The 17,866-nt window shown below is 49.6% G+C and carries 15 protein-coding genes and 1 other RNA gene; 13 read left to right on the plus strand and 3 right to left on the minus strand.

Annotation, left to right across the window (positions count from 1 at the left end; translation table 11 throughout):
- Positions 1 to 73: 73 nt before the first annotated feature.
- Entirely contained in the window at positions 74 to 484 is a 411-nt protein-coding gene (menI, locus tag OGX94_RS21770) for a 1,4-dihydroxy-2-naphthoyl-CoA hydrolase (protein ID WP_003832637.1), read from the minus strand.
- On the minus strand, positions 481 to 3,537 hold the full coding sequence (gene ydiJ / locus OGX94_RS21775; RefSeq protein ID WP_257661674.1) for a D-2-hydroxyglutarate dehydrogenase YdiJ: 3,057 nt from the start codon (positions 3,535 to 3,537) through the stop codon (positions 481 to 483). Before ydiJ ends, menI begins: the two co-directional genes overlap by 4 nt.
- Positions 3,538 to 3,750: 213 nt before the next feature.
- Between ydiJ and ydiK the strand changes: the two genes are divergently transcribed.
- The 9 genes from ydiK to OGX94_RS21820 all read left to right on the plus strand — a co-directional run bounded on the left by ydiK (position 3,751) and on the right by OGX94_RS21820 (position 13,009).
- On the plus strand, positions 3,751 to 4,860 hold the full coding sequence (gene ydiK, locus OGX94_RS21780) for an AI-2E family transporter YdiK (protein WP_003832632.1): 1,110 nt from the start codon (positions 3,751 to 3,753) through the stop codon (positions 4,858 to 4,860).
- A 183-nt stretch (positions 4,861 to 5,043) separates the two neighbouring features.
- An RNA gene (gene rprA / locus OGX94_RS21785) (antisense sRNA RprA) lies at positions 5,044 to 5,151 on the plus strand.
- Between the two features lie 157 nt (positions 5,152 to 5,308).
- Positions 5,309 to 5,665: a YdiL family protein gene (locus OGX94_RS21790; protein WP_126956230.1), complete on the plus strand. Its 357-nt coding sequence runs from the start codon at positions 5,309 to 5,311 to the stop codon at positions 5,663 to 5,665.
- Positions 5,666 to 5,713: 48 nt separating this feature from the next.
- The gene (locus OGX94_RS21795; protein WP_003832629.1) at positions 5,714 to 6,934 is read left to right on the plus strand and encodes an MFS transporter; all 1,221 of its coding nucleotides are present in this window, start codon (positions 5,714 to 5,716) and stop codon (positions 6,932 to 6,934) included.
- Positions 6,935 to 7,174: 240 nt separating this feature from the next.
- Positions 7,175 to 8,410, plus strand: coding sequence for an MFS transporter (locus OGX94_RS21800; RefSeq protein ID WP_003832627.1), 1,236 nt, complete (start codon positions 7,175 to 7,177; stop codon positions 8,408 to 8,410).
- Positions 8,411 to 8,431: 21 nt separating this feature from the next.
- A complete protein-coding gene (gene ydiB / locus OGX94_RS21805; protein WP_063941508.1) occupies positions 8,432 to 9,298 on the plus strand; it encodes a quinate/shikimate dehydrogenase in 867 nt (288 codons plus the stop codon).
- Positions 9,299 to 9,334: 36 nt separating this feature from the next.
- Positions 9,335 to 10,093 carry a type I 3-dehydroquinate dehydratase gene (gene aroD, locus OGX94_RS21810; protein WP_003832623.1) on the plus strand — a complete coding sequence of 253 codons (759 nt, stop codon included), beginning with the start codon at positions 9,335 to 9,337 and terminating at the stop codon, positions 10,091 to 10,093.
- 155 nt (positions 10,094 to 10,248) lie between these two features.
- The gene (locus tag OGX94_RS21815) at positions 10,249 to 11,844 is read left to right on the plus strand and encodes an acyl CoA:acetate/3-ketoacid CoA transferase (RefSeq protein WP_003832621.1); all 1,596 of its coding nucleotides are present in this window, start codon (positions 10,249 to 10,251) and stop codon (positions 11,842 to 11,844) included.
- A 13-nt stretch (positions 11,845 to 11,857) separates the two neighbouring features.
- Positions 11,858 to 13,009 (plus strand): acyl-CoA dehydrogenase, encoded by a 1,152-nt coding sequence (locus tag OGX94_RS21820; RefSeq protein ID WP_003832619.1) that lies wholly within the window; start codon positions 11,858 to 11,860, stop codon positions 13,007 to 13,009.
- A 54-nt stretch (positions 13,010 to 13,063) separates the two neighbouring features.
- Here OGX94_RS21820 and OGX94_RS21825 read toward each other — a convergent pair whose 3' ends face one another.
- A complete protein-coding gene (locus tag OGX94_RS21825; protein ID WP_257661673.1) occupies positions 13,064 to 13,954 on the minus strand; it encodes an AraC family transcriptional regulator in 891 nt (296 codons plus the stop codon).
- A gap of 506 nt (positions 13,955 to 14,460) precedes the next feature.
- On the opposite strand from OGX94_RS21825, the gene OGX94_RS21830 reads away from it, so the two are divergent.
- Genes OGX94_RS21830 through OGX94_RS21845 form a run of 4 tightly spaced genes read left to right on the plus strand, consistent with a single transcriptional unit; the run spans position 14,461 to position 17,818 of the window.
- A complete protein-coding gene (locus tag OGX94_RS21830; RefSeq protein ID WP_003832614.1) occupies positions 14,461 to 15,225 on the plus strand; it encodes an electron transfer flavoprotein in 765 nt (254 codons plus the stop codon).
- Positions 15,226 to 15,246: 21 nt separating this feature from the next.
- Complete coding sequence (locus OGX94_RS21835) at positions 15,247 to 16,182, plus strand: electron transfer flavoprotein subunit alpha (RefSeq protein WP_063941506.1); 936 nt, start codon at positions 15,247 to 15,249, stop codon at positions 16,180 to 16,182.
- A 56-nt stretch (positions 16,183 to 16,238) separates the two neighbouring features.
- Positions 16,239 to 17,528, plus strand: coding sequence for an FAD-dependent oxidoreductase (locus tag OGX94_RS21840; RefSeq protein ID WP_257661672.1), 1,290 nt, complete (start codon positions 16,239 to 16,241; stop codon positions 17,526 to 17,528).
- Positions 17,525 to 17,818: a ferredoxin family protein gene (locus OGX94_RS21845; RefSeq protein ID WP_003832609.1), complete on the plus strand. Its 294-nt coding sequence runs from the start codon at positions 17,525 to 17,527 to the stop codon at positions 17,816 to 17,818. Before OGX94_RS21840 ends, OGX94_RS21845 begins: the two co-directional genes overlap by 4 nt.
- The last annotated feature ends 48 nt before the right edge of the window (positions 17,819 to 17,866 follow it).

Raw genomic sequence — 17,866 nt, forward strand, 5'->3', positions numbered from 1 at the left:
TCCTCGCTTGTGTTCAAAACCTGCACAGTATAACACCATTCCCTGTGCAGATAATGACCAAAAGCAATATGCATCACAAAATTGCGGTCGTCAGACGCGACGTGCAGCACAATCGTCCCTGCTCATCGAATATTTCTATTTGCCACACCTGGTGACGAGAACCAGTATGTAACGCGCGACATACGCCCCTGACGTGCCCTTCCCGTGCAGAACGGATATGGTTGGCGTTGATCTCCAGGCCCACCACTTTCTGCTCACCCTGAGTACAAAGGTATCCCGCTACCGAACCAATACTTTCCGCCAGCACCACGGATGCGCCGCCGTGCAACAAACCAAAGGGTTGTTTGGTGCGATGGTCCACCGGCATCGTCGCTTCCAGCGTATCGTCGCCAATGTGCACAAAACGAATATCGAGCAACCCAACCATATTTCCTTGACCCATGGCATTAAGCGCCTCGAGTGTGACTTCACGTTTCCAGATCATCCTATAATCTCCAGCAGTGCCTGTAATGGGTGGCGAACGCCCGTACCTTCAACGCGTTTAACCTGGCTGCGACAGGAGTACCCTGTAGCCAGACAACGGTTACGTGGCAATCGTTGCATTGCCTGGTGCCATGATAACTCATAGATCCCCAATGAGTTTTGGTGATTTTTCACTTCGTGCCCGTAGGTGCCAGCCATACCACAGCATCCCACGCTGACGTTCTCCAGCTTTGCGCCAAAGCGAGCAAAAATAGTCGCCCACTGTGCAGGCGCGCCCGGCAAAGCCGTCACTTCGGTACAGTGGCCAAAGAAGTACCACGGTTCACCGCCAACAGCGACTGACTGCTGTGTTTCCACAGCTTTCGATAACCATTCGTTGGCCAGCAGCACATGGAAATCACCCCGCAGTTCTCCCAGCACCAGCTTGTATTCATCGCGATAACAAAGCACCAGCGCCGGATCAACTCCCACCATCGGAATATTCAGCTTCGCTACACGGTTAAGAAACTCGGATGTCTTTTTCGCCGTTTTGGCAAAACGGTTTAAAAAGCCTTTAATGTGCTGCGCCTTGCCATTTGGCGAAAACGGCAGCAGTACCGGCTGCATACCCAGTTTTTCTACCAGACGTATAAAATCAGCGACCACCTGCGCATCGTAATAGCTGGTGAAAGGGTCCTGCACCACCAGCACCGTACGGGCTTTTTGCTCGAGGCTGAGTAATTCGAGCTGTTCCAGCGTCATATTGGCGGAACGATGTCCCACCAGTTGGCGTTGCAGCGATGGCGCAGACAACAGCGGTAAATCAACCATTCCAATGTGCTTTTTAGCCAGATTTCGCACCAGCGGCTGATTGATGAAGAAGTTAAACGTTTTAGGCGCCCGCGCCATTAGCGGTGCATAGCTCTCAACGGTCGCCACCATATGATCGCGCAACGGGCGCAGATAACGCGTGTGGTACAGCTGCAGGAAGCGTGAGCGAAACTCCGGCACATCAATTTTAATCGGACACTGTGTGGAACAGGCTTTACACGCCAGGCACCCTGACATCGCCTCTTTTACTTCGTGCGAGAAATCGTATTCGCCCTTGCGTGCATGCCAGCTGTTGCGGGTACGGGTAATCAGCGTGCGTAAACTGGCGCGTTTCTCCGGTAGCTCTTTTTCCAGTTGCACAGGATCGATCCCGCGATCGGCCAACAGACGCAGCCATTCACGTACCAGCGTAGCTCGCCCTTTCGGAGAATGGATACGGTTAAGGCTGATTTTCATCGACGGACACATGGGGCTTTTCGCATCGAAGTTAAAGCATAACCCGTTGCCATTACACTCCATTGCCCCACGCCACTCCTGGCGTACGGCCAGCGGGATTTGACGGTCATACGTTCCGCGTTTCACCGCGTCCACTTTCATCATCGGCGCATCAACGTCTTCCGGTGGACAGATTTTGCCGGGATTGAGCCGGTTTTGCGGATCAAACACCGATTTCACTTTGCGCAGTTCACGATACAGTTCATCACCGAAAAATGCCGGACTGTATTCCGCACGGAAACCTTTCCCGTGCTCACCCCACAACAGACCGCCATATTTTGCCGTCAGCGCGACGACATCATCAGAAATGCGTTTCATCAGCACTTCCTGCTGCGGGTCGCACATATCCAACGCCGGTCTGACGTGCAGCACCCCAGCATCCACGTGGCCGAACATGCCGTAACTCAGACCATGGCTGTCGAGCAGCGCGCGAAACTCGGCAATATAGTCAGCCAGATGCTCCGGTGGAACGCAGGTATCCTCGGCAAATGGAATTGGCTTCGCTGAACCTTTTGCATTGCCCAGCAGACCGACGGCCTTTTTACGCATGGCGTAAATACGTTCGACACCCGCCAGCTCGGTACACAGCTGCCAGCCAATAACGCCCGCTTCCTGACGAGCGATTAACCCATCCAGGCGTTCGCAGAGTGCGCTGACTTGCGAATTAATCAAGGTTTCGTCGTCACCGGCAAACTCGACAATATTCAGGCCCAGCATCTCTTTATCCGCTACATCGGTAATCAGTTCGCTTACCGAGTGCCAGACGATGTCTTCACGCGCCAGATTGAGTACTTTGGAGTCGACGGTTTCTACCGACAGTGCGCGCGCTTCCACCATCACCGGCGCGTTACGCAACGCCGAATCAAACGAATCGTACTTAACGTTAACCAACTGTCTGACTTTGGGCAGTGGCGTGATATCAAGGCGGGCTTCGGTGATAAACGCCAGCGAACCTTCAGAGCCGGTAAGAATGCGGGTTAAATCAAATTCGGTCATCTCATCGTTAAAGACGTGCCGCAGATCGTAACCCGTCAGGAAGCGATTAAGTTTCGGGAATTTATCCATGATCAGCTGTCGGTTATCACGACAACGCTCATAAACGGTCTTATAGATACGGCCAATCGTGGTATTGCTTTTACCCAGCATTTCGGCAAGCTCGACCGGCATGGGCTGGGTATCCAGAATATCACCGCCCATCAGCACCGCACGGATGCCCAACACATGATCGGAAGTTTTACCGTAAACCAACGATCCTTGCCCGGACGCATCGGTGTTGATCATCCCGCCGAGCGTTGCCCGGTTACTGGTGGATAATTCGGGGGCAAAGAAATAGCCGTATGGCTTCAGAAACTGGTTGAGCTGGTCTTTTATCACCCCGGCTTCTACCCGCACCCAACCTTCTTGCGGGTTGATTTCAATAATGCGGCTCATATAGCGGGACATATCAACAATAATGCCCTGATTCAGCGCCTGACCGTTGGTCCCGGTGCCGCCGCCGCGTGGGGTAAAAATCAACGACGAGAAAAGCGGTTCTGCCGCCAGACGGGCGATTAGCGCCACATCTGCGGTTGAACGAGGGAAAACGACAGCATCAGGAAGCAGCTGATAAATACTGTTATCCGTCGACATTGTCAGACGATCGGCATAGCTCGTTGCCGTATCACCCGTGAATCCTTGCTGCTCCAGCGCCTGCAAAAAATTGAGCACCAGTTGAACGACACCTGGCGCCTGAGAAATTTGTGGAATCATTATAGTGACCCTTTCCTGCGGTCTGTGTTGTGAATTTAATCGTTTGCGTGTTGCTTTGTTTGTTGTATCACATTTTTTTCTAATACGCTCAGCAGATTTACAGGCAGAATCCGCCTGTTCAAAACCGCTGAAATTGCTCATCATTACAGGGTGTCATTTAAGTATTCACGTCGCGTCAACGTTCTGGCGCAAAGACAAAGGTGAAAAGTATTTATGGTAAATTTCCGTCAGCCCAGGGATATTGCACAAGTGCTGCTATCGGTGCTGTTTTTAGCCATCCTGATTGTGGCCTGTCTCTGGATTGTTCAGCCCTTTATCCTTGGTTTTGCCTGGGCAGGCACGATTGTCATTGCGACCTGGCCTATCCTGCTACGCTTACAAAAATTGCTCTGGGGACGCCGTTCACTTGCCGTACTGGTGATGACGCTGTTGTTAGTGCTGTTGTTCATCATCCCCATCGCGCTGCTGGTTAACAGTATCGTCGATGGCAGCGGGCCGCTAATCCATGCCGTAACCGCAGGTGATATGACGCTACCGGATCTGGCATGGTTGAACAGCATTCCACTGGTGGGTGCCAAAATGTATGGCGCATGGCACAGCTTACTGGATATGGGCGGCTCGGCCATTATGGCCAAGGTTCGTCCTTATATCGGTACCACCACCACCTGGTTCGTCGGTCAGGCCGCGCATATCGGCCGCTTTATGATGCACTGTGGTCTGATGCTGCTGTTCAGTGCCCTGTTGTACTGGCGCGGTGAACAGGTCGCATTAGGTATTCGTCACTTCGCTTGCCGTCTTGCCTCTAAACGTGGCGATGCTGCCATTTTGCTGGCCGCGCAAGCCATTCGCGCAGTCGCATTAGGCGTTGTGGTCACCGCTCTGGTGCAGGCAGTGCTCGGGGGAATTGGTCTGGCGGTAACCGGCGTGCCTTACGCCACGCTGCTGGCGGTATTGATGATCCTGTCTTGTCTGGTGCAGCTGGGGCCGTTGCCGGTGCTGATTCCGGCCATTATCTGGCTATACTGGACGGGGGATTCCACCTGGGGCACCGTGCTGTTGGTGTGGAGCGGCGTGGTCGGAACACTGGATAACGTGATTCGACCGATGCTGATTCGTATGGGTGCCGATTTGCCACTGATCCTGATTCTCTCCGGGGTCATCGGTGGACTGATTGCCTTCGGCATGATTGGTCTGTTTATCGGCCCAGTGGTACTGGCCGTTTCCTGGCGTCTGTTCTCCGCCTGGGTAAACGAAGCTCCTGCGCCAGGTACCAATCCGGATGAAATCCTCGAAGAAATTGCTGAAATCGAACGCAATAAGTAATCCAACATCAGGCGGCAGCGCCGCCTGATTGTTTAACAATACTAATCAATCCTCCCTCTTGCGGGATTAGACCTAACCTTGTCTTTCTTAAAATAATCATTTGTGTCGCAAATCCTTTACAGTTTTTAAACTATTGAGATGAATCTGATCGACGTAAAAAATCACTATGCCTACTATTAGCCCATGGCTTTAGATCAACACATTGATTTATAAGCATGGAAATCCCCTGAGTGAAACAACGAATTGCTGTGTGTAGTCTTTGCCCATCTCCCACGATGGGCTTTTTTTTATCCTTCGCGCGCCACTCCACCAACCTTAACGCACCAACACATTATCTTCCCCGTCAAGGAACAAATAATATTGCACAAAATACTGTGACTCTCTTCAAGCCGAAATATCCACAGCAATGTTATTACTATTCTAACGTCTTTTATGAAGTGACCAAATAATGAACGCATTAGAGCTACAGGCGATCCGCCATATTTTTGCTATGACGGTGGAAGAAAGCGCGAGGTATATCGCGCGCGATGACAATGTTTCCGCCTGGCAACAATGGGAAAAGGGTGAAAGAGAAATTCCAGACGACATCATCCGCATTTGTTCAGAAATGAAAGCCAGGAGGAAGTTAAGAATTAATGCAATTATCGACAAAATAAATAACCGTATCGGTAATAACACCATGCGTTTTTTCCCCGATCTGAACGCTTTTCAGGCGGTTTATCACCACGATGGTTTTCTCGACTGGAAAATCTATCAGTCGGCTGCTGTTGAACTCTATGCTCACGATCTCGAGCGTATGTGTTAAGAGATTGCAACGCCATACCTATTTAGCCTCTTCGCTGAGTAACACATTATGAAAAACACCTATTTCTCCACTGCGATAGGGCTGTACCTAAATTACCTGGTTCACGGCATGGGGGTCATTCTGATGAGCCTCAATATGTCTTCGCTGGAACAACAGTGGCAAACCAATGCTGCGGGCGTCTCGATTGTTATTTCCTCACTCGGTATCGGCCGCTTAAGCGTTTTATTAGTGGCAGGGATGCTTTCCGATCGCTACGGTCGCAGACCATTTATTATCCTTGGTATGACCTGCTACCTGATTTTCTTTATTGGCATCATAAATACTCACAGTATTGTTCTTGCCTATGCTTTTGGTTTTTTAGCAGGAATGGCAAACAGTTTTCTCGATGCCGGAACCTATCCCAGCCTGATGGAGGCGTTCCCCCGCTCACCCAGCACGGCCAATATTTTGATAAAAGCCTTCGTCTCCAGCGGTCAATTCCTGCTGCCAATGATTATCAGTCTGCTGGTGTGGGCCGAACTTTGGTTTGGCTGGTCCTTCCTGCTGGCTGCAGCCGTTATGGTACTCAACGGCGTATTTTTGTTTCGCTGTCGGTTTCCGCCACACCCCGGGCCTCATACCGTCATCCGGGCTCAACCTGCAGAACGGGAAACCGCACAACCTGAACATCGTTGCTCCCTGCTCGACCTTGCCAGTTACACCCTGTACGGCTACATCGCAATGGCAACATTTTACCTGGTAAGCCAGTGGCTGGCGCAATACGGACAGTTTGTCGCCGGAATGTCCTATACGTTATCTATCAAACTGTTAAGCATTTATACCTGCGGCTCTCTACTGTGTGTGCTGATCACCGCTCCGCTGGCGCGAAAAGCAGAACGCGCGACATCGATGCTGATGCTGTATACGTTTATCTCATTTGTCGCACTGCTGATGGTTTGTCTGCATCCGACACCCTACGTGGTCATTATCTTTGCGTTTGTCATCGGTTTTTCTTCCGCCGGGGGCGTTGTGCAAATCGGTTTAACGCTTATGGCCGCACGCTTTCCGCATGCGAAGGGTAAAGCGACCGGGATTTACTATAGCGCGGGCAGCATTGCGACCTTCACCATTCCATTGATAACAGCAAAACTATCAGAAACCAGTATTGCTCACATCATGTGGTTTGATACTGGCATAGCTGCTGTCGGGTTCCTGTTGGCGTTGTTTATTGGTTATCGCAGCCACATCGCGTCAAAGCATCAGCTAAAAATGATACAAGCCGTAGAATAGCGTGGATGCAATATTGTTCCCCCCTTCTGCAAAATAATTGGCATATATTTTAAAACATCAGCAAAACACCGGCTGGCAGAGTTCAATTTCACAGTGTGTTATGCAATATACCTGGTAACTTAAACGCCATGCTATGTAGGTTCTGTGGCTGCCGCCCGGTATATTAATTGCAAGGTCGCCGCAATTTAAACAATATCGACGAGCACAGAACAATTTTAAAATCCGCAAGGAGTTGTGAAAATGTCTCAAAGCAAGACCTTTAATACGCCATTTCTTTTGGCGATAACCTGTATTTATTTAAGTTATTTCCTACACGGTATTAGCGTCATAACACTGGCGCAAAATATGACCTCTCTTGCAGAAAAGTTTTCCACCGACAATGCAGGAATTGCCTATTTGATTTCAGGCATTGGTCTGGGGCGACTGGTGAGCATCTTATTCTTTGGCGTGCTCTCAGATAAATTTGGTCGTCGGGCTATCATTCTGTTAGGGGCGATTCTTTATATACTGTTCTTCTTCGGTATTCCCGCCAGCCCTAATCTGATGATTGCCTTTATTCTGGCCGTTTGCGTTGGCGTGGCAAACTCGGCACTGGATACCGGTGGGTACCCGGCGTTAATGGAATGCTTCCCTAAAGCCTCTGGCTCAGCCGTTATCCTGGTAAAAGCTATGGTCTCGTTTGGGCAGATGATCTATCCCATCGTCGTCAGCACCATGCTGCTCAACCATATCTGGTACGGTTATGCGGTCATTATCCCGGGTGCGTTGTTTGTAGTCATTACCCTGATGCTGCTAAAAAGTCGTTTCCCCAGCCAGATGGTGGATGCTGGCATCGCGAAAGATCTGCCACAGATGAACAGTAAACCGTTGGTCTGGCTGGAAGGTGTGGCATCCGTCATGTTTGGTGTTGCTGCCTTTTCGACTTTTTACGTCATCGTAGTCTGGATGCCGAAATATGCGATGGCCTTTGCCGGTATGGCAGAATCCGACGCCCTGAAAACAATCTCTTACTACAGTATGGGTTCGTTGGTCTGCGTATTTATCTTTGCCGCACTGTTGAAAAAATGGGTACGGCCTATTTGGGCGAATGTATTTAACGCCGGACTGGCAACCATCACCGCAGCCGTCATCTATTTATACCCATCTCCGTTGGTATGTAACGCAGGTTCATTTCTCATTGGATTCTCTGCCGCTGGCGGTATTTTACAGCTCGGTGTCTCGGTGATGTCGGAGTTCTTTCCCAGGAGCAAAGCCAAAGTCACCAGTATTTATATGATGATGGGTGGCGTAGCTAACTTTATTATCCCATTAATCACCGGATACCTCTCTAACATTGGTCTGCAATACATTATTTTGCTGGACCTTGCATTTGCTCTGTTGGCTTTTGTCACCGCCATCATCGTCTTTATTCGTTACTACCGCGTATTTGATATCCCCAAAAATGATGTGCGGTTGGGCGAGCGTTATTTTCAATAAATTGTTTAGAAGGAGTATCAAATGGACGTAACTGCAAAATATGAACTGATTGGTTTGATGGCCTACCCTATCAGACACAGTCTGTCGCCTGAAATGCAAAATAAGGCATTAGAAAAAGCGGGATTGCCATTCACTTACATGGCGTTTGAAGTCGATAACTCAACGTTTGCTAATGCCATTGCCGGGCTGAAGGCCTTAAAGATGCGGGGTACCGGGGTCTCAATGCCGAACAAGCAGCTGGCATGTGAATATGTTGATGAATTAACACCTGCAGCCAAGCTGGTCGGCGCAATTAACACTATCGTCAATGATGATGGTTACCTGCGTGGTTACAATACCGATGGCACGGGCCATATTCGTGCAATTAAGGAAAGTGGTTTCGATATCAAAGGTAAAACCATGGTACTGTTGGGCGCAGGCGGTGCGTCGACGGCCATTGGTGCACAGGCAGCGATTGAAGGCATCAAAGAAATTAAACTCTTTAACCGCCAGGATGAATTTTTTACCAAAGCGCAGGAGTTTGCCAAACGCGTCAATGAAAACACCGACTGCGTGGTCACCGTTATCGATCTCGCCGATCGCCAAGCTTTTGCTGACGCACTTGCCAGCGCAGATATTTTGACCAACGGCACTAAAGTCGGCATGAAGCCGCTGGAAAATGAATCTCTCGTGACCGACGCTTCCCTGCTGCGTCCGGAACTGCTGGTAACCGAATGCGTCTACAACCCGCATATGACCAAATTATTGCAGCAGGCACAAAATGCTGGTTGCAAAACAATTGATGGTTACGGCATGTTGTTGTGGCAAGGGGCTGAACAGTTCAAGCTCTGGACCGGGAAAGATTTCCCACTGGATTATGTGAAACAGGTTATGGGTTTTGCCGCCTGACGGGCAAGCATTTGTACAATAGTTAAAGGGTAATCAATGAAAACCGTAACCGTAAGAAACCTCGTTATTGGCGAGGGTGCGCCGAAGATCATTGTCTCGCTGATGGGTAAAGACATCGCAACGGTAAAAAGCGAAGCGCTGGCCTATCGCGAAGCGGATTTCGACATTCTGGAATGGCGCGTAGACCATTTCACCGATGTCTCTTCCATTGAGGCGGTGTTGGAAGCTGCGCGCACCATCCGCGATGTGATGGCTGACAAACCACTGCTTTTCACCTTCCGTAGCGCCAAAGAAGGCGGTGAACAGGCTCTGTCTGTTGAGCACTATATTGCACTTAACCGCGCGGCAGTAGACAGCGGTCTGGTGGATATGATCGATCTGGAACTGTTTACCGGAGACGAACTGGTCAAAGCGACCGTCGAGCATGCGCACGCGAAAAATGTCTTTGTGATTATGTCCAATCACGATTTTCATAAGACACCAGCCGCGGAAGAGATTGTTCAGCGCTTGCGTAAAATGCAGGAACTGGGCGCAGATATCCCGAAAATTGCCTTGATGCCGCAAAATAAAGCGGATGTTCTGACGCTGCTTAGTGCCACGCTGGAAATGCAAGAACGCTATGCCGATCGCCCGATAATTACCATGTCGATGGCTAAAACAGGGGTGATTTCACGTCTGTCTGGTGAGATTTTCGGTTCAGCGGCAACCTTTGGGGCAGTAAAAAAAGCCTCCGCACCAGGACAAATTTCGGTCACCGACCTGCGTACTGTATTGACAATATTGCATCAGGCTTAATTACAGATATATCCATATAAATATCAGTAATGCCCTACCCCAGATATTCGTCTAACCACGGATATCTGGCCAGTAATTAAGCGTTATTATATAACTCACAATATTATTGTCGAATATAGCGACAGGTAGACGCACGCATATAATCTGGAGTTCACATGAAATTTTCAAGACCAAATCGTATAGATGGTCGGGTACCCGTATTATCCGCTGCAGATGCAGTCAATTATATTCCTGATGAAGCAACTCTTTGTGTATTAGGTGCAGGCGGGGGTATTCTCGAAGCAACAACATTAATTAATGCACTGGCTGAAAAATATAAAAACTCTCAGTCACCACGAAATTTAGCGTTGATTAGTCCTACAGGTCTGGGTGACCGTGCCGACCGGGGCATTAGCCCGCTGGCACAGGAAGGCTTAGTCAAATGGGCATTATGCGGACACTGGGGACAATCACCACGAATCTCCGACCTGGCGGAACAAAATAAAATTGCTGCCTATAACTATCCTCAGGGTGTATTAACCCAAACCCTGCGTGCATCGGCGGCTCACCAGCCAGGTATCCTCAGTGATATCGGCATCGGTACATTTGTTGATCCTCGCCAACAGGGCGGTAAGCTGAATGAAGTGACCACCGAAGATCTGATCAAATTGGTGGAAATTGATAACAAAGAGTACCTGTATTACAAAGCCATTGCGCCAAACATCGCCTTTATTCGCGCCACCACCTGTGACAGTGAAGGTTACGCCACCTTTGAAGATGAAGTTATGTATCTCGATGCGCTGGTGATTGCCCAAGCCGTACACAATAACGGCGGCATTGTTATGATGCAGGTGCAAAAAATGGTGAAGAAAGCCACGTTGCATCCGAAGTCGGTACGTATTCCAGGCTATCTGGTCGATATTGTGGTCATCGACCCCGACCAAACGCAACTGTACGGTGGCGCGCCGGTTAACCGCTTTATCTCTGGCGATTTTGTTCTTGATGACAACCAGCAAACTTCCCTGCCGCTCAATCAGCGTAAACTGGTGGCCCGACGCGCCCTGTTTGAAATGCGCAAAGGTGCGGTCGGCAACGTTGGTGTAGGCATTGCGGATGGCATTGGTCTCGTCGCGCGCGAAGAAGGCTGTGCTGACGATTTTATTCTGACAGTCGAAACGGGTCCGATTGGCGGCATCACCTCTCAAGGTATTGCTTTCGGTGCCAACGTCAACACCCGCGCCATTCTGGATATGACCTCCCAGTTTGACTTCTATCACGGTGGCGGGCTGGATGTGTGCTATTTAAGTTTTGCCGAAGTGGATCGCCACGGCAACGTCGGCGTACATAAATTCAATGGCAAAATCATGGGTACCGGCGGTTTTATCGATATTAGCGCCACCTCCAAAAAAATTATTTTCTGCGGCACGTTAACTGCCGGAAGTCTGAAAACGGAAGTTGCCGATGGCAAGTTAAATATTGTGCAGGAAGGTCGGGTGAAAAAATTCGTCAACGAATTACCTGAAGTAACTTTCAGCGGAAAAATTGCTCTCGAACGTGGACTTGATGTGCGTTACATCACTGAACGCGCTGTATTTACGTTAAAAGCAGATGGTCTTCATTTAATCGAAATTGCACCGGGAGTCTCTTTACAGGAAGACATCCTGGACAAGATGGATTTTACGCCAATTATTTCGCCAAATCTGAAGTTGATGGACGAAAGATTATTTATCGATGCCTCGATGGGTTTTGTATTACCCGACGCCGCCAATTAAAAGGAGTACCATGATGGACTTTTCTTTAACTGAAGAACAAGAACTGCTACTTGCCAGTATTCGAGAACTGATTACCAGCAATTTCCCGGAAGAATATTTCCGTACCTGTGATCAGACGGCGACCTACCCGAAAGAGTTTATGCGTGCCCTGGCGGACAACGGTATTTCGATGCTGGGCGTTCCGGAAGAGTTTGGTGGCATCCCGGCGGATTACGTCACACAGATGCTGGCGCTGATGGAAGTTTCAAAATGCGGCGCACCCGCTTTTTTGATCACTAACGGTCAGTGCATTCACAGTATGCGTCGTTTTGGATCCGCCGAACAGCTGCGTAAGACCGCAGAAAGCACCATGGAAACTGGCGATCCAGCGTATGCGCTGGCATTAACCGAACCGGGAGCGGGTTCCGACAACAACAGCGCGACCACCAGTTATACTCGCAAAAACGGTAAGGTCTATCTCAACGGGCAGAAAACCTTTATCACCGGCGCGAAAGAGTATCCATATATGCTGGTACTGGCCCGCGATCCAGAGCCAAAAGATCCGAAAAAAGCCTTTACGCTGTGGTGGGTCGATTCGAAGAAACCCGGCATTAAGGTTAATCCGCTGCACAAAATCGGTTGGCATATGCTCAGCACATGCGAAGTCTATCTTGATGACGTTGAAGTGGATGAAAGTGATATGGTCGGAGAGGAAGGCATGGGTTTCCTCAACGTCATGTACAACTTCGAGATGGAACGTTTGATCAACGCTGCGCGCAGTACCGGTTTTGCTGAATGCGCCTTCGAAGATGCCGCTCGTTACGCCAACCAGCGCATCGCATTCGGTAAGCCAATTGGTCACAATCAGATGATCCAGGAAAAACTGGCGCTGATGGCGATTAAAATCGATAACATGCGCAATATGGTGTTAAAAGTCGCCTGGCAGGCCGATCAGGAACAGTCTCTGCGCACCAGTGCAGCGCTGGCAAAACTGTATTGTGCACGTACTGCAATGGAAGTGATTGATGACGCCATTCAGATTATGGGTGGGCTGGGTTACACCGACGAAGCACGCGTTTCCCGCTTCTGGCGTGATGTCCGCTGTGAACGCATTGGCGGTGGTACAGATGAAATCATGATTTACGTCGCGGGTCGCCAAATCCTGAAAGATTATCAGAATAAGTAAGCAGTAATGCTTGCCGGATAGCGCAAATGCGTTATCCGGCACGTGCCAGGTGAATCATATTTCTGGCATCAGACATTCCTGTTCTACAAGGTTATTTTTAAACTGCTTACGATAATCGCTGGGGGTACAACCCACATGCCGCTGAAAGAGTTTGGCAAAGTGATCGACATTTTCATACCCTACCCGCCAGGAAATTTCTGCCAACGAGGACTCCGTATTCGTCAGGGAAAATTTTGCCTCTGTCATTCGCCGCTGAATCACATAATTAATCGGCGAAATACGATATTCCTTAGTAAACTCGTGACAGATATAGCTCACGCTGGCACGAAATTTCTTAGACAACTGTTCCAGCGTAATTTTCTCTCGGAAATTGTTATTTAAATAAACCAACACATCTTTAATTAAAATATCTTTTTTAATATATCCCTGCTCAGAACGATAAGCATTTTTAAAGTTTTCGTAATATAAAACGGTTAATGCATAAGCGAAGGCGTCATAAGCGGAAGACGTCAGGTTATTCTTGCTCTGCGGGAGCATAACACTCAGTTCATTAAAGATACTTTTAATAACCTCTTTGCCCTGGCTGACGCTAATAACCGGACACGAGTGCATCTGCAAGAGTTGGTTCTCCTGCCAGTCGTTGAAACGAAAGCCGTAGAGCGCACAGGTGTAAGTGGTTGCAGGTGCGCTGCTATCGGAAGCAACCGCATGTAACCGCCCTTGTTCTATCACCACGATATCACCCGCATGCGCGACATACAGCGAAGAGTCGATAATTAGTCTTGCGACACCCTTTTTTACATAGATAAACTCTGTTTCATTGTCATGAACATGATGGCCCGACTCCCAGTTAGGATCATCACTGATGACGAATCGCGAAAATCTCGGGGTTTTCCCCTGTTCAAAAAGGGTCTCCATGGCATTATCAAAACAGCGTTGATACATGACAACCTCCACCGAAAGGCAGTTATTTTGCGGATAATTAATATCGAAAAGTAAAAACGATGATGACGTTATACAACGTTATTCTGTCCAGGCGAAACAAAATTATTTGCGTCGTCTGCAAGATGACACCTCCAACTCCAGCACGCTGCTCGTGCAAATTGTTTTTATTTTAAAATAATAGGAAAGTATAAATGTTATTAAGTCAGCAATAATAATTTACACACCAGAAACAAAGTGCGTGCAGAATCGCATAAAAATATGATCCATTTCTCAAAAAAGCGCCTCGATTTTATTTCCATGTTTATCACTTTAACACCCGACGTCTTCTTTACGTTCATAAACTCAGCATTCCTAAAGTCCTTTTTTTTGCAAGATTGTTGGGAATGAAAACAGATTGCCCCGTCGAAAACAGTCTCCCTCTGCCGCACACTATTTTCAGTCAATTTTCCCTACTGTTGATGATGGCACTCCCCGTCATCATCCACACGAGAATCACTGGAGATGCCATGAAACTAATAACCTGCTTTAAGTTGGTGCCTGAAGAACAGGACATTGTTGTTACCCCACAACGTTCGCTTAACTTTGACCGGGCCGATGCCAAAATCAGTCAGTTTGATTTGAATGCAATAGAGGCCGCGACGCAACTTAGTGCGGAAGGTGATGAAATTGTCGCCTTAACGGTTGGCGGCTCGCTACTGCAAAACTCCAAAGTGCGTAAAGACGTACTGTCCCGCGGGCCGGACAGTTTGTTTATGGTGCAGGATCCCCAACTGGAGCATTCATTACCGCGAGACACGGCTCAGGCGCTGGCCTGCGCGGCCAAAAACATTGAATTCGACCTGATGCTGTTCGGCGAAGGGTCTGGAGACATCTACGCCCAGCAGGTTGGCTTACTGGTTGGCGAACTCTTACAACTTCCGGTGATTAACGCCGTCAGCAACATCCAACGTAACGGCGATCGCATTGTGGTTGAACGTACGCTGGAAGACGAAGTTGAAGTGATTGAACTGTCGCTCCCCGCCGTGCTGTGCGTAACCTCGGATATCAACACGCCACGTATTCCCTCGATGAAAGCCATTCTGGGCGCAGGTAAAAAACCGGTCACACCGTGGCAAGCCAGCGATATTGGCTGGACACCTGCCTCACCGTTAGCAGAACTGGTGAGCCTCACCGTTCCGCCACAAACAGAACGTAAGCACATCATTCTGGAAAATGACTCAGCAGAAGCCATCGCCGAGCTGGCTGAACATCTGAAAAAAGCCCTGAACTAAGCCCAACGGAGAGAAATTATCATGAGTAAATTAGCTAACGTATGGGTGTTCAGCGATAACGTAGAACGCTATGCAGAATTAATGTCCGGCGCACGCCTGTGGGGTGAACAGGTACACCTTATTGTACAAGGCAACGAACAGGCCAATCAGGTTAAACCTCTGGGTGCCGATGAGATTGTCGTGCTTGAAACAACGTCTGGTTTACAGCGTGTTGAAAATTTTGCCGAGACCATCGCCGCCCTGATACAAGAACATACCGGGCTATTGCTGATGCCAGCTACTAAACGCGCTAAATCCCTTGGTGCACGGTTAAGTATTCAACTCAATGCAGCGATGGTAAATGACGCCACGTCGGTAACGCTTGATGATGGCTCACTGTTCGCAGAACACCGTATGTACGGTGGCCTGGCATTCGGCAAAGAAAAAATCAAAACAACTCAGGCAATTATCACTCTTGCCCCAGGCGTACTTGAACCGGTAGAGGCTAATGCTTCACATACCTGCCCTGTTGTCTCTGCACCTTACATCGCACCGCACCATGAAATTATGTGCCAGGAACGTCGCGCCAAATCCGTGAGCAGTGTGGATCTCAGCAAAGCCAAACGTGTGGTGGGTGTGGGCCGCGGCCTGGTTGCGCAAAACGATCTGGAGATGGTGCACCAGTTGGCATCTGTACTGGGTGCAGAAGTGGGTTGTTCACGACCGATTGCCGAAGGCGAAAACTGGATGGAACGCGAACGCTACATCGGCGTTTCTGGCGTGTTACTGAAATCGGACCTTTACCTCACCCTCGGCATTTCAGGACAAATTCAGCATATGGTCGGCGGTAACGGCGCGAAAGTCATTGTCGCCATCAACAAAGATAAGAAAGCCCCTATTTTCAATTACGCCGATTACGGACTGGTCGGCGACATCTACAAAGTCGTTCCGGCTCTTATCGAGCATCTCAGCCGCTAACCCCACTTTTAACGCACATATCCCGCTGCCCTCGCAGCGGGAAGGGAGCATAAAGCATGTCAGATGAAAAATTTGATGCCATTGTGGTCGGTGCTGGCGTGGCGGGTACGGTTGCAGGCTACGTGATGGCTCAGGCCGGACTGGACGTGCTGGTCATCGAGCGCGGAAACAGTGCAGGTAGTAAAAATATGACCGGCGGAAGACTCTATGCACATAGTCTTGAGCGCATCATGCCGGGGTTCGCGCAGGAAGCGCCGCTCGAGCGTAAAGTCACCCGCGAAAAAATCGCCTTTCTGACCGAAGAAAGCGCCGTCACTCTCGACTTTCATCGTGAAAAGGCTGACGCACCAACGCAGGATTCGTATACCGTTTTGCGCAACAGACTTGACCCATGGCTAATGGAAAAAGCGGAACAAGCTGGCGTGCAGTTCATTCCCGGCGTGCGCGTCGATGCCCTGATCCGCGAAGGAAATAAGGTTACCGGAGTTCAGGCCGGCGACGATATCCTGGAAGCCAATATTGTCATCCTTGCCGATGGCGTCAACTCTATGCTGGGGCGTTCCCTGGGGATGGTTCCGCCCTCTTCTGCACATCACTATGCCGTTGGCGTAAAAGAGCTGATCGGCTTACCTCCAGCGGTCATTGCAGATCGCTTCAATCTTTCAGGTAATGAAGGCGCGGCCTGGCTGTTTGCAGGCTCACCGTCTGATGGGTTGATGGGAGGCGGATTTTTGTATACCAACCAGGACTCCATCTCTCTGGGTCTGGTGTGTGGTCTGGGGGATATTGCTCATGCCACAAAAAGTATTCCACAAATGCTGGAAGACTTTAAGCAACATCCAACTATTCGGCCATTGATTGCCGGTGGAGAACTACTGGAATATTCCGCGCATATGGTTCCGGAAGGCGGTCTGGCAATGGTTCCAAAGCTGGTCGATGACGGTGTGATGATCGTGGGCGATGCCGCCGGTTTCTGTTTGAACCTGGGTTTCACGGTGCGAGGTATGGATTTGGCCATCGCTTCCGCAGAAGCCGCTGCCCAAACAGCCATTGCAGCAAAAGAACGCCAGGATTTCTCTGCCAACAGCCTGATGGACTACAAGCGCGCGCTCGAACAGGGCTGTGTAATGCGTGATTTACAGCATTTTCGCAAGATCCCGGCGCTAATGGAAAACCCACGGCTGTTCACCCAGTATCCGCGTATGGTGGCCGACATCATGAGCGATATGTTCACCGTTGACGGACGTCCAAATCAACCGGTTCGCAAGATGATTATGTCCCACGCAAAACAAATCGGGCTAATGAACTTACTGAAAGACGGTATCAAGGGGGCAACTGCACTATGAATCAGGACAATACCGTTAACGTTGACGTCAAACTGGGCGTCAATAAATTCAATGTCGATGAAGGCCACCCGCACATTATCCTGGCCGAACATCCAGACCTTAATGAATTTCGCAAGCTGCTGAAAGCCTGCCCCGCCGGGCTGTATAAGCAGGATGAGAGTGGAAACATTCATTTTGATTCTGCTGGTTGCCTGGAGTGCGGAACGTGTCGAGTACTGTGCGGCGACACGATCCTCGACCAATGGGAATATCCGGTCGGAACATTTGGCGTTGATTTTCGCTACGGCTAATGGATTTTGCCTGTAGTACACCGGATCGGCCACGCCGGCCATCCGGTC

It is taken from the genome of Citrobacter sp. Cpo037, assembly GCF_030332945.1.
In the GTDB taxonomy this organism is placed as follows: Bacteria; Pseudomonadota; Gammaproteobacteria; order Enterobacterales; family Enterobacteriaceae; genus Citrobacter; species Citrobacter portucalensis.

Coding starts and splice junctions, on each gene's coding strand:
- aroD (WP_003832623.1), top strand. CDS start 9,335: ATGAAAACCGTAACCGTAAGAAACCTCGTTATTGGCGAGGGTGCGCCG.
- menI (WP_003832637.1), bottom strand. CDS start 484: ATGATCTGGAAACGTGAAGTCACACTCGAGGCGCTTAATGCCATGGGT.
- OGX94_RS21845 (WP_003832609.1), top strand. CDS start 17,525: ATGAATCAGGACAATACCGTTAACGTTGACGTCAAACTGGGCGTCAAT.
- OGX94_RS21795 (WP_003832629.1), top strand. CDS start 5,714: ATGAAAAACACCTATTTCTCCACTGCGATAGGGCTGTACCTAAATTAC.
- OGX94_RS21815 (WP_003832621.1), top strand. CDS start 10,249: ATGAAATTTTCAAGACCAAATCGTATAGATGGTCGGGTACCCGTATTA.
- ydiK (WP_003832632.1), top strand. CDS start 3,751: ATGGTAAATTTCCGTCAGCCCAGGGATATTGCACAAGTGCTGCTATCG.
- OGX94_RS21835 (WP_063941506.1), top strand. CDS start 15,247: ATGAGTAAATTAGCTAACGTATGGGTGTTCAGCGATAACGTAGAACGC.
- OGX94_RS21820 (WP_003832619.1), top strand. CDS start 11,858: ATGGACTTTTCTTTAACTGAAGAACAAGAACTGCTACTTGCCAGTATT.
- OGX94_RS21825 (WP_257661673.1), bottom strand. CDS start 13,954: ATGTATCAACGCTGTTTTGATAATGCCATGGAGACCCTTTTTGAACAG.
- ydiJ (WP_257661674.1), bottom strand. CDS start 3,537: ATGATTCCACAAATTTCTCAGGCGCCAGGTGTCGTTCAACTGGTGCTC.
- ydiB (WP_063941508.1), top strand. CDS start 8,432: ATGGACGTAACTGCAAAATATGAACTGATTGGTTTGATGGCCTACCCT.
- OGX94_RS21830 (WP_003832614.1), top strand. CDS start 14,461: ATGAAACTAATAACCTGCTTTAAGTTGGTGCCTGAAGAACAGGACATT.
- OGX94_RS21790 (WP_126956230.1), top strand. CDS start 5,309: ATGAACGCATTAGAGCTACAGGCGATCCGCCATATTTTTGCTATGACG.
- OGX94_RS21800 (WP_003832627.1), top strand. CDS start 7,175: ATGTCTCAAAGCAAGACCTTTAATACGCCATTTCTTTTGGCGATAACC.
- OGX94_RS21840 (WP_257661672.1), top strand. CDS start 16,239: ATGTCAGATGAAAAATTTGATGCCATTGTGGTCGGTGCTGGCGTGGCG.